The sequence below is a fragment of the Streptomyces sp. NPDC003327 genome (assembly GCF_053589515.1).
In genome coordinates, this window is sequence record NZ_JBSFSA010000023.1 from 25,976 (window position 1) to 37,602 (window position 11,627).

Annotated in this window: 8 protein-coding genes; 1 reads left to right on the top strand and 7 read right to left on the bottom strand. The window is 72.8% G+C overall.

Going from position 1 to position 11,627, the window contains the following annotated elements; all coding sequences use genetic code 11:
• The first annotated feature begins 120 nt into the window (after positions 1-120).
• Entirely contained in the window at positions 121-699 is a 579-nt protein-coding gene (locus ACWDVG_RS18970; protein WP_451700396.1) for a Type-2Aa cytolytic delta-endotoxin, read from the top strand.
• A 76-nt stretch (positions 700-775) separates the two neighbouring features.
• On the opposite strand, the gene ACWDVG_RS18975 is transcribed toward ACWDVG_RS18970, so the two are convergent.
• The 7 genes from ACWDVG_RS18975 to ACWDVG_RS19005 form a co-directional block, all read right to left on the bottom strand.
• Entirely contained in the window at positions 776-1,306 is a 531-nt protein-coding gene (locus tag ACWDVG_RS18975; RefSeq protein WP_451700398.1) for a DUF6328 family protein, read from the bottom strand.
• Positions 1,307-1,389: 83 nt separating this feature from the next.
• On the bottom strand, positions 1,390-3,078 hold the full coding sequence (locus tag ACWDVG_RS18980; RefSeq protein ID WP_451700399.1) for an FAD-dependent oxidoreductase: 1,689 nt from the start codon (positions 3,076-3,078) through the stop codon (positions 1,390-1,392).
• Between the two features lie 48 nt (positions 3,079-3,126).
• Positions 3,127-4,029, bottom strand: coding sequence for an AurF N-oxygenase family protein (locus tag ACWDVG_RS18985; protein WP_451700400.1), 903 nt, complete (start codon positions 4,027-4,029; stop codon positions 3,127-3,129).
• Between the two features lie 235 nt (positions 4,030-4,264).
• On the bottom strand, positions 4,265-6,088 hold the full coding sequence (locus ACWDVG_RS18990; protein WP_451700401.1) for a S8 family serine peptidase: 1,824 nt from the start codon (positions 6,086-6,088) through the stop codon (positions 4,265-4,267).
• A 234-nt stretch (positions 6,089-6,322) separates the two neighbouring features.
• The gene (locus ACWDVG_RS18995) at positions 6,323-9,301 is read right to left on the bottom strand and encodes a carbohydrate binding domain-containing protein (protein ID WP_451700402.1); all 2,979 of its coding nucleotides are present in this window, start codon (positions 9,299-9,301) and stop codon (positions 6,323-6,325) included.
• Between the two features lie 346 nt (positions 9,302-9,647).
• On the bottom strand, positions 9,648-10,454 hold the full coding sequence (locus ACWDVG_RS19000; RefSeq protein ID WP_451700447.1) for a VOC family protein: 807 nt from the start codon (positions 10,452-10,454) through the stop codon (positions 9,648-9,650).
• Between the two features lie 159 nt (positions 10,455-10,613).
• Positions 10,614-11,621, bottom strand: coding sequence for a helix-turn-helix domain-containing protein (locus ACWDVG_RS19005; RefSeq protein ID WP_451700403.1), 1,008 nt, complete (start codon positions 11,619-11,621; stop codon positions 10,614-10,616).
• Positions 11,622-11,627: the final 6 nt, after the last annotated feature.

Here is an 11,627-nt window from a genome sequence, read left to right on the forward strand (position 1 = left end):
CCCGGGCCGCCCGTCCGCACGGCGGACGGCCGTTCCGCCTGCCCGGGGCGCTCGGCATACTGACCCCTCCTGTGATCATCCGAACGTACGGCTGATCACCCAGCACCCGCAGGAGGAGCCTTGGCCGGCAGTTTCAGGACCGTCATCGAGGTGGCGCCCGACCACCTGGAGGAGGCCCGGTCCATCGACCGGGTCTTCCAGGAGGCGATCGCGCCCGCCACCGTCAACTTCGACTTCGAGGCGATCAGCCGGGCCGCCGCCGCCGTTCCCGACAGCGACGTCGTCCGGATGGTGCGCGGCTGGGGACTCCAGGAGCACGCGCCCGTGCTCGTCATGGTCCTCTCGCTCAAGGAGGCCGTGCGCCAGGCCCTCCCGGCGGAGTGCGCGGAGGCCGGGTTCTGGGAGACCGTCGAGCGCGAGCTCGTGCGGGCCTTCACGGAGCTCGGGGCCCGCGAGGGGGAGCCGGGCCTGGTCTTCTACGAGGAGTCCGCGGAGCGCACCCGCTACTACCGGGACCTGTTCTTCGCCCTCCAGGACGAGGGGACGGGCGAGGAGCTGTACGCGCTCGCCTTCTGCGTCGACGTCACCGTCGACCTCCCCAAGGAGCGGGTGACCGGCCTCGGCCTCACCGACGTCGCCCCCTTCGCGGTCCGCCTCAACGCGATCGTGATGCGCCGGGCCCTGGGCCTCGCCGCCTGACCCGTACGTCCCACCGAGCCGTACGACCACGGTCCGTACGGACCGCCGCCGGCCCGCCGTCCCGGGCCGGATCCCCTCAGCGCTCGGGGTCGTCCCGCCCGCGCCCGTTGCGGCGCGCGATCATCGGCAGCACGAACCAGCAGAGCGCGAACCACACCGCCATCGCGGCCACCAGCCACAGGGCGAGCGTGTCGTCGACCGCCATCCGCATGATCAGCAGGAACGTCGACGCCATCGTCATGTACAGCAGCGCGAGGCCGACGAGCGTCAGGCGCCCCGCCCACGTCACCGTCTGCGGTTTCAGCCGCCGCCCCGCCACCAGCCGGTGCAGGGAGACCGGGCCGATGAGCGCCCCCGTCGTCGCCGCGCCCAGGAAGACCGTGACCACGTAGATCGTCCGGTCGACGTTGCTCAGGTCGGCGAAGCGGGGCTGGAAGACCACGGCCACCAGGAAGCCGAAAAGGATCTGTACGCCGGTCTGGGCGACCCGCAGCTCCTGGAGCAGCTCGTTCCAGCGCCGGTCCGCCCGTTCGTCCGGGGTCTCGTCCCTGCCGTCGGCCGGATTCGCGTCCGGAGGGCGGGGTCCGGATCGTTCCGTGGTGCCCATGCGGGGGCGAGTGCCCGCCTCACCCGCCCCGTACGCATCCGCTGACCCGTGAACATCCGACCCGTACGCGTCCGAGCCGCGGATCAGCCCGAGCGGCGCCGCCACCGCCCCGCGCCCCGGGCCGCCGCCACCAGTTCGGGGACGGTGGTGAGCTTCACCCGCGGGCGGCCCGCGGCCGCTCCCCGGGAGCGTTCGAGCCGGTCGATCGCCGCCATCCCACGCGCGTCCACGAGCCCCCGGCTGCGGCTCCTGGCCAGCCGCGCGAACGCCTTCGGCGTACCGGTCGGGGTCGGCAGGGCGCCCGCCACGGCGTCCCCCAGGAGGGTGCCGACCGTCTCGTGGGAGCAGGTGCGGTTGGCCCCGATGCCGCCCGAGGGACCGCGCTTGATCCATCCGACGACGTACGTGCCGGGCATCCCCTCCACCCGGCCCGCCGTGTGCGGCACGGTGCCGGTGGTCTCGTCGAAGGGCAGCCCCGGGATCCGTACGCCCCGGTAGCCGATCGCCCGGACGAGCAGGCCCGCCGCGACGTCGACCGGCTCCGCCGGGGCGTCCGCGTCGGCCACGCCCCCGCCGATCCGCACCGCCCGCACCGCCCCGGCCGCCGAGCCCAGGACCTCCACCGGGGCGGAGTGGAAGCGCAGCACGATCCGCCGCCGGTCCGGCGCGGGCGGCGCCGACCAGTCCACGGCAGCCCTCGGCACGTCCTTGAGGAGCGCCGCCTTCTCGCCGGGCGCGGCGGCGTCGATCGCCTTCCCGACGCGCGGGTCGTGATCGTCGACGAGGAGGTCGAGCCCCGGCACGTGGCGGAGCGCCCGCAGTTCGGAGGCCGTGTACGCGGCGTCCTCGGGGCCCCGGCGGCCGAGCAGCACCACCTCGCGGACCAGGGCGCCGCGCAGCGCGGCCAGGGCGTGGTCGGCGATGTCGGTGCGGGCGAGTGCGGCCGGATCGGCGACGAGGAGCCGGGCGACGTCGAGGGCGACATTGCCGTTGCCGACGACCACGACGCGCTCGGTCCCGGCGGGGTCGACGGCGTCGGCACCGGTCTCCGGGTGGCCGTTGTACCAGGAGACGACCGTGGTGGCCGCGACGCTGCCCGTCAGCTCCTCGCCGGGGATGCCGAGGCGGCGGTCGGCGGGCGCGCCCACCGCGTAGATCACCGCGTCGTGGTGGGCGGCCAGCTCCTCGGCGGAGACGTCCTTGCCGATCTCGACGCCCAGCCGCATCCGGACCCGGGGGTGGTGGTGGAAGCGGCCGAGGGTGTCGCCCGCGCCCCTGGTCGCCGGGTGGTCCGGCGCCACGCCGTAGCGGACGAGCCCGCCCGCGACGGGGAGCCGGTCGATCAGCGTCACCTCGGCGTTGGTGTGCAGGAGCAGGTCCTCCGCCGCGTACATCCCGGCCGGCCCGGTGCCGACGATCGCGACCCGGACGGGCGCGAAGTCGGCGGGCAGCGAGCGGTCGAAGGTCGGCTCGCCCCAGGCGTGGAAGGTGGGCGAGGCCGCGGCGGGAGCGGGCGGGCGGTCCGCGAAGTGGGCGGCGTTGACGGCCTCGTACTCGCGCAGCCGCCCGGTGAGCCGGTCGGCCGGGAAGATCGCGTCGACCGGGCAGGCGTCGGCGCACGCCCCGCAGTCGATGCAGCTCCTCGGGTCGATGTAGAGCATCTCCGTGGTGCCGAAGTCGGGTTCGTCCGGCGTGGGATGGATGCAGTTGACCGGACAGACGGCGACGCAGGTGGCGTCGTTGCAGCAGGTCTGGGTGATGGCGTAGGTCATGGTCGTCGGCTCGGTTCGGCTCGGGCTCGGATTCCTGGGGGCGTGGGGTCAGATGAGGTTCGCGCGCTTGTAGAAGAACAGCGCGGGCCGTGTGAGCAGCCGGACCGAGGCGAGGAACTCCATGAGCCCGGCGCAACTCGCCCGCATCTGCGCCTTGTAGTGCTCGTTGGCGGCGGCCTCGCGGCGGGCGCGCACCGGGTCGAGGCCGGCCCGCGCGTACACGTCGGGGCTGACCAGGCTGGTGACGATGTAGTACGAGGCGATGGCGATGACCAGGGCGTGGAAGTGGCGACGGGCGGCGCTCGCCCCCGCCAGGTGCCGGCGCGTCTCGTCCCGGGCGAACTTCATGTGCCGGGACTCCTCCACGACGTGGATGTTGTTGATCGTGCGGACGAACGGCACGACCCGCTCGTCGCGCATCCAGTCGCGCTGCATGACGTCGAGGACCTCCTCGGCGACGAGGATGCCCGCGTAGGCGGCCTCGCCGAAGCCGACGGTCTTGAAGGCCCTGCCCAGTTCGAGGACCGCGCGCTTGGGGCGGTAGGCCGGGGCGCCGAGCTTCTGCGCGCCGCGCGCGAACATGATCGAGTGCCGGCACTCGTCGGCGATCTCGGTGAGCGCCCACTGGAACCGGGGGTCGGTGGGGTCCTTGGCGTACATGTCCCGCAGCACCATCTGCTGGAGGATCATCTCGAACCAGATGCCGGTGCTGGCGACCGAGGCGGACTCCTGGCGGGTCAGCTCCTTGCGCTGCTCCTCGGTCATCTCGTTCCAGTACGCCGTGCCGTAGAGGCTGTTCCACTCCGGGCTCTGGCCGTGGAAGTCCTTGTCGAGCGGGGTGTCCCAGTCGACCTCCACGGCGGGGTCGTACGACAGCTTCGCGGCCGACCGGAGGAGCCGCTCGGCGACGTCGTGGTCTTCGTTGTCCGGACGAACGGTGCTGCTGGCCATGGTGCGGCTCCTTGGGTCACGCGAGCGGCTCGGGCTCTTGTTAGACGTCGCGTCTAGCAAGCTTGTTAGACGGAACGTATAGCAAGGGTCCGGTGCAGGCCTACCCCCCGGTAGGCACTTTTTCCCCCGGAAACACCGTGCGGTCCTTCCCGGGCATGCGAAAGGGACCGGAGCCACGGTGGCTCCGGCCCCTTTCCCCGGGTCCGGGAGTGCGGGAGAAGGTGCGGGAAGAGACCTAGAAGGTCAGGTTCCAGGCGTCGACGCGGCCCGTGTCCTGGTTCGCGTTGTCGTTGACCCGCAGCTTCCAGACGCCGTTGGCGACCTCCGCCGAGGCGTTGACCGTGTACGTCTGGGCGATGTTGTCCGTGCCGCTGCCGGTCCGGTTGTGCAGCGTGTACACGGTGCCGTCCGGCGCCACCAGGTCGACCTTCAGGTCACCGATGTAGGTGTGCTTGATGTCCACGCCCACCTTCAGGGTCGCGGGCGCGTTGCCCGTCACCCCGCTGACCGTGATCGGGCTCTCGACGGTGGCGTTGTCCGAGATCGTCACGTCCGTGAGGTTCTCGAAGTACTTGCCGGGCGGCGGGGTGACGCCACCGACGGCCTTCAGGGCGTCGACGGCGCCCTCACCGAAGAAGCCGTTCTTCGTCGTCGTACCGGTGCAGCGGACGTCCGAGGGGCAGGCCCGGTCCGTGGCCTGGACGCCGAGCTGGTCACGGATCTGTGCCGGGGTGAACGTCGGGTTGACGCTCGCGATCAGCGCCGCGACACCCGCCACGTGCGGGGAGGCCATCGAGGTGCCGTTCATGTTGCCGTACTTGCCGCCCGGCAGCGTCGAGTAGACGCCGGAGGAGCCGTCGCCGCCCGGGGCGGCGATGTCGATGACGCCGTTGCCGAAGTTCGAGTACGAGGCCTTGGCGCCGCCGTTGCCCTGCGCGGCGACGGTCACGACGCCCGGGAGCTCCGTCGGGATGTCGAGGCAGGCGTTGGTGATCGTGCGGGTGACCGGCGTCGAGTCGTTGGGGCTCTCGGTGTCGGTCGTCTTGTTCGCCAGGTCGTAGTTGGAGTTGCCGGCGGCGGCGACCTGGAGCGAGCCCTTGCCCTCGGCGTACGCCTGGGCGCGGCGGACGCCCTCGATGATGGCGGCCTGGTCCACGTTGTCGGGGCAGTTGAACGCCCACGGGTCCGTGTAGTAGCTGTTGTTGGTGACCTTGAAGCCGTGGTCACCGGCCCACATGAAGCCGCAGATCGTGTTCTCCGCGAAGAACAGGCTGCTGGTCGGCTCCGCGATGCGGACGGAGGAGATCTTCACGCCCGGGGCGACGCCGATGACGCCCTTGCCGTTCTTCGCGGCGGCGATCGTGCCGGCGACGTGCGTGCCGTGGGTGCCGACGTCACGCCAGGCACCGGCGCGGGTGTCGGCCTTGCCGTAGGCGCAGGAGACCGAGTCGGCGGCGTTGAAGTTGGGCGCGATGTCCTGGTGCTGGTCGTCCACGCCCGTGTCGAGGACGCCGACCTTGACCGTGGCCGAGCCCGTGGTGACGGCCCAGGCCTGGTCGGCCTTGATCTGCGTCATGTCCCAGCGGTTCGACTCCGTCAGGGTCGTCGTCGACTGCGAGGGGTTCGCCGGGAGCGCCGGGTTGTAGGCGTCGGCCGGGACGTCGGACGTCCGGGTCGCGCCGACCTGCTGGACGCCACCGACCGCGCGCATCGACGCGGCGAAGGAGGCGGAGGTCGAGTGCGCGACGATCACGCCGATCGCGTCGTACGCGGCGAAGACCGAGCCGCCGTTGTTCGCGACGGCGGTGCGGACCGCGGAGGTGTCACCGGGCGTCGTGATGACGAGGTAGGCGCGGGTGCCCGCGGCCCAGGCGGCCGGTGCCGCCGCCGCCGTCGTGCCGGCCGTCGACGCCGTGCCCGCCGCACGGGCCCCGACGGGCTCCGTGTCGAGCGGCGCCGCCATGGCGAGTCCTGCGGGGGCGGCCAGCGCCACGGTCGTACCGAGGGCGGCCGCGGCGAGGGCCGAGGACCTCAGCCGGCTGGATATGTGGGAAAACAATGCGTCCTCCGATGACCCGGTGGCGCGGGTGGCGCCCGCCGGGCCCTGTGATGTGTGGGGTGGACGCAAGATCCCAGACGCGTGCCCCGGAGGGAAGCGTTCTGTCCGAGAAGCCTGTTCGCGTTACGCACTGTTGACCTGACGGCGCCGGGAAGGTGTGCCTATCGACCGTCCTGCCCGCTTCGTACGGGGCGGGTGCGGCCCGCCCCGTACGACGGCGCTCGCGGCGCCGGGCTACTTCAGGTACGGACCCGCGGCGCCGATCCTGCCGGGGCCGTTCAGGACGTACACCCGCAGGTTGCCCTTGCCGGGCGCGGCGACCGAGAGGGTGCCGTTGGTGACGGTGCGCACGTCACCGGTGACGGCGTCGGTGTAGGTGCCGTTGGGGATGCCGGTGTACGTCGCACCGCCCGAGACCGTGACGAGGGCGAAGCTGTCCGTCGAGCCGCTGGTGTAGCGGCGCTTGAACGCCATGTCGCCCGAGATGCCCTCCGTGGAGTACTGGCCCGTCTGGAGCGCGGGGATCGCCCGCCGGATCTCGTTGAGCCGCTGCACGTGCCGCACCAGGGGCTGCTGGAGCGTGGTGGCGACGGCGCCGGAGGCCGCGGAGACCTTCGAGAAGTCGGAGGCCGTGACCGACCCCGCGAGATGGGCGCCGTAGTAGGCGCGACCGGTCGTCGCCAGCGGGCACGACGGCCCGCAGTCGATCTTCCGGCCCTTCTGGAACTCGATCTCCGAGCCGTAGTACAGGGTCGGGATGCCGCGGAAGGTCCACATCAGGGACATGTTCTCCGCCCAGGCGTCGGTGCCGCCCGCGTACCGCTCGCTCGACTTGTTCGGCCCGTAGTCGTGGCTGTCCACGTACACCACGTTGTACGTGGCGTCGTTGTAACTGTCGTCGGAGTCCTTGCCGTTGTGGAAGGCGTTGGACGCGTCACCGAAGTTCATGTGCATCCGCATGTCGATGACGTTCATGCCGGAGAACCTGCTGTGGTCGGGCGCGTGGTACGCGTTCCCGTTCAGGAACGCGTTGCCGGAGGTGGGCTGGTTGGCCGTGCCCTGCTGCTGCTCGTAGTCGTACATCTCCAACGCCGCCCTCGCGTCGTCGGCGGCGTACTCCTTGCGCTCCTTCCAGGTGAAGAACTGCGCGGAGTGGTTCACCGAGCCGCGGTTCCACTTGTCGTTGACGAAGGCCGCGACCTCGCCGAAGACGAAGAAGTTCTTCGCCGCCTCCGCGCCGTGGCGCTGGGTGACCCGCTCCTGGATCGCCGGCAGGAAGCGGCGGTTCCAGGTGGTCCGCGGGATGTGCACGGCGGTGTCGACGCGGAAGCCGTCGACGCCCATGTCGATGTACTTGTTGTAGGCGCCGATCAGGTGATTCTGGACGGTGGCGTTCTCGGTGTTGAAGTCCGCGAGGTCCTCGTGGAGCCAGCACGAACGGGAGTCCTCGCCCTCCCAGTTGCCGATCCAGCAGGGGTGGTAGAGGTCCTTCGGGAACATCCCGGAGGTCGGGCTCGGCCACTGGCAGTTGTAGACGGTGTAGCCCTCGGCGCTCTTCCCGCCGGTCGGCCTGCCCCAGTTGACGCAGGTGTTCCCGGCCGGCTCGACCGTCGACCAGAGGTCGCCGTTGTAGTACGACTTGCCGGTCTTCGTGTCGATCGTGAGGCCGTCGTACTCGAAGCCGGGCTGCTTCTCGTCGTAGTACCAGCTCCACTGGCTGTCGCGCACGCCGTAGACGGTCGGCGTGAACAGGCCCTTCGCGCCCCAGCGGGACGAGTGGTTGTAGACGACGTCCTGGTAGATCTTCATGCCCTTGGCGTGGGCTGCGTCGATCAGGTCCTGGTAGGACGCTCCGGCGGACTCCAGGCGCGGGTCCACCTTGTAGAAGTCGTAGCCGTGGTAGCCGTGGTAGTCGTAGTCGGACCGGTTCAGGACCACCGGGGTGACCCACACGGCGGAGAAGCCGAGGCCCTTGACGTAGTCCAGCTTCTGGATCAGGCCCTTGAAGTCGCCCCGGAACATGGGGTCCTCGTTGGCCGCGTTGCCGGACTTGGTGTGCTGGCTGCCGCCCCGGTTGTTCGTCGCGTCGCCGTCGTGGAAACGGGCGGTGAGGACGAAGTAGATCGGGTCCTTGCGCGGGTCGGTGCCGAGCGGCTTGCCGGTGGCCGGCGTCGCGGGCCGGTCGCCGGTCGTGGCGGTCGCCGCGGCGGAGGCGAGGGAGACGTTCCCGGCGGCGTCCACGGCCTTCACCGTGTAGCTGTACGTGGTCCGTTCGGCCAGGTTCGTGTCGGAGAACACGGTGGAGCCGACGTCGGTCACGACCGTGCCGCCGCTGCCGCCGGTACGGGTCACCTGGTACTTCGTGACGGCCCTGTCGTCCGTGGCCGGGTCCCAGGTGACGAGGACCGACACGCCGTCGGCGGCGGCGGTCACCCGGGCGGGCGCGGTCGGGGCCCGGGTGTCGGGCGGGGTCGCCGCGCACGGGTCGGTGGCGCCGGCGGTGACCACGCGGTTGCGCACGGTCGAGACGCCCGTGCCGAGCGTGTAGTCCGAGCCGCCGTTGTTGTCCCACGTGCCGTTGCCGTTGTTGAAGGCGGCCTTGAACGAGGTGGACGTGCCGAGGTCGACCTCCCGCTTCCACCAGCCGGTGCAGGCGGCCGTCATGCCGACGCCGGGGACGGCGGTCCAGGCGCCGCCCGCCGGCTGGTAGTGCACGTTGACGGTGGACCAGCCGAGCGACTCGGTGGAGTAGTACACCGTGGCCTTCGCCGACGGGGGCGGCGTGGTCCCCGCGCAGGGGTCGGAGTGCGCCACCACGCCGTCCTTGACGGTGACGCTGCCGGTGCCCAGGGCGTAGTTCCGGCCGCCGTTGTTGTCCCAGGTGCCGGACCCGTTGGTGAAGGTGGCCCGGAGCCCGGCGGCCGTGCCCAGGCTGACGGTCTTCTTCACCCAGTCCGTACAGGCGGGTTCCATGGCGACGCCGGGGACGGTGGTCCAGGCGCCGCCGTCGGGGGCGTAGTGCAGGTTGTAGGCGGCCCAGTTCCTCGTCTTCGTCCAGTAGAAGACGGTCGCCGTGTTCTCGGCGACGGCCGCGGCCGGGGCGGTGCGGGGCGCGGCCTCGCCGGGCGGCGCGGCGAGCAGACCGAACAGGCCTGCGGCGGCGGCCAGGACGGCCACCGGGCGGCCGGGCGGCCGCGTGGGGGTGCGGGTCATCCGATTCTCCAGACAGAGGACGTGTTCGACGGGCCGGGACGGGAACGGGGATCGGCGCCGTTGGAAACACATTCGGAAAGTTTCAGAAATGTCTTGCGTCGGCGGGAAGTTACCGCCGCGGGACCCGCAGGTAAAGAGTTCTGACGGAAGTGGGCGCGCGCGCCCGTGGGGCCCGGGGCAGGAGGCCCCGCACCCGAACGGGCCCCGGCGGCAGCGGACGTGGAAGGGCCCGGGCCGCAGGGGACGTGGAAGGGCCCGGGCCGCAGGGGACGGGAAAGGGCCCCGATCACCGCGTGACGTGCACGGGGACCGGGGCCCTTCCTACGGCCTGGCCTCTTCGGCCGGTTCAGTCCTTGCCGTCGAACGCCTCCAGCGTGAACAACGCGCCGTCCGGGTCCCGCACCACCACCCGGTCCTCGCCCGCCCCGTCCTCCGCCTGCGGGGCCCCGCCCCACTCACCGCCCGGGACCACCGAACCGCCGTGCTCCTCGACCGCCGCCGCCGCGGCGGCCAGGTCGGCCACCCGGAAGCGGACCAGCCAGCGCGGACGCTGCTGCGGGCGGGGCGACGCGGACTCCACCGGGCCGCTGTCGAGCCGCGCGACCGCCTCGCCGTTCCGCCGCAGGACCACCCGGTCGTCCTCGTACGACACCTCGCAGCACCCCGGCGCCGCCTCCGCCCAGCGCAGCACCCCGCCGTAGAACACCGCCGCGTCGAAGGCGTCCCGCGTGTGCAGCTCCACCCACGCCGGAGCCCCGCTCTCGGCCACGTGCCACCGGGAGCTCAGCCTGCCCTCCCACACGCCGAAGGCCGCGCCCTGCGGATCCGTGGCGAGCGCCGCGCGGCCCCTCGGCGGGTACGCCACCGGGCCCACGCCCACCGTGCCGCCCCGCTCCCGGATCCTCCCGACCGCCGCGTCCGCGTCGTCCACGGCGAAGAACACCGTCCAGGCCACCGGCAGCGCCAGCTCGGCCGCCACCGCGCCGATCCCGGCCACCGGCACCCCGTCCCGCTCACCCACCACGTAGTGCTCGCCGAGCCCGCCCGGCCGGAACGACCACCCCAGCACCGCCCCGTAGAAACGCTTCGCCGCGTCGAGATCGCGCGCGGCCAGACTCAGCCAGCACGGCGCGCCCACCGCCTCCGCGGTCATCGGCCCCGTCACCGGAACCACCTCCTCGTCTCCCCGCCCGCCGCCGGACGTCGTCACGCGCCCCTTCCCGCGTGCGCCGTCCCCCATGCCTCCACTCACCCACGTGCCCGCCAGGACCACACGCCCGGGTGCCCGGGGAGCGGCCGGGACGGTGTCCGGTCATGACCGGGAGCCCGCCACCCCGGCCGGCCCCGGCTCAGCCCGCCGCCCGTGCCACCTGGGCGCGCAGCGCCACGGTGAGGTGGTGGTGGAGCGCCCCGAGGACCGGCCGGCCGGGGGCGAACAGCTCCGCCGCGAGATCACGGGCCCGTCGTGACGGGCGAGCAGCCCGAGGAGCCGGCGCCGGAAGGCGGGCGTGTCGCCTACGCCGAGCGCCGCGGCGTACGCGGCGACGAAACCGTCGAGGGCGCCGGCCGCCGGACCCGGTTCCTCGCCGGGCCCGCGGCCAGCCTCCGTCCCCGTACCTCCGTCGCGGTCCCCTCCGACCCCGGCGGCGAAGGCGAGCCCGTACGCCTCCGCCAGGCCGTCGTACAGCACGGCCGGGCGGTACTCGCCCTCGGGCAGCGGCGGCGCGGGGCGCAGCTCCGGACGGTCGAGCCGGGGATCGGAGACCAGCGCGTGCAGCCGGGCGAAGGCCAGGACCTGCGCGGGCGTCGGTGCGGCGGGCGGCTCCGGGACCACCGCGTCGAGGACCGACGCCACCTGCGCGCGCGGCAACCGGACGGGCAGGGCACGCCGCCAGAAGCGGACCACGGCGTCGGCGTCCGGGGGCAGCGGCACGGCGCCGACGAGCCGCAGGCGCGCGGCCCGTTCCCCGGGAGCGCCGTCCCGGACCAGGCGCAGGGACGCCTCCCGCCAGCGCAGCTCCGTCAGCTGGGAGCCGACCTCGCACAACCGGCCGGTGAGCGCCTCCACCAGGACGTCGTCCCCGGTGCCGTCCTCGCCGCCGAGGACCCGCTCCACCTCCGGCAGCGGGAGGCCGAGGGAGCGCAGGGAGCGGATCGACCGCAGCCGGTCGAGCGCCTCGGGACCGTAGCGCCGGTGACCGCCGCCGCTGCGCGCGGCCTCCGGCAGCAGCCCGCGGTCCGAGTAGAAGCGCACGGTCTTGACCGTGGCCCCGGCCCGGGCGGCCAGTTCGCCGATGCTCCACAACCCGTCGGCCACCATGACTTG

Excerpts from the sequence above, each read along its gene's own strand:
- ACWDVG_RS18975 (WP_451700398.1), bottom strand. The coding sequence starts at position 1,306 with ATGGGCACCACGGAACGATCCGGACCCCGCCCTCCGGACGCGAATCCG.
- ACWDVG_RS19005 (WP_451700403.1), bottom strand. The coding sequence starts at position 11,621 with ATGGTGGCCGACGGGTTGTGGAGCATCGGCGAACTGGCCGCCCGGGCC.
- ACWDVG_RS18995 (WP_451700402.1), bottom strand. The coding sequence starts at position 9,301 with ATGACCCGCACCCCCACGCGGCCGCCCGGCCGCCCGGTGGCCGTCCTG.
- ACWDVG_RS19000 (WP_451700447.1), bottom strand. The coding sequence starts at position 10,454 with ATGACCGCGGAGGCGGTGGGCGCGCCGTGCTGGCTGAGTCTGGCCGCG.
- ACWDVG_RS18985 (WP_451700400.1), bottom strand. The coding sequence starts at position 4,029 with ATGGCCAGCAGCACCGTTCGTCCGGACAACGAAGACCACGACGTCGCC.
- ACWDVG_RS18980 (WP_451700399.1), bottom strand. The coding sequence starts at position 3,078 with ATGACCTACGCCATCACCCAGACCTGCTGCAACGACGCCACCTGCGTC.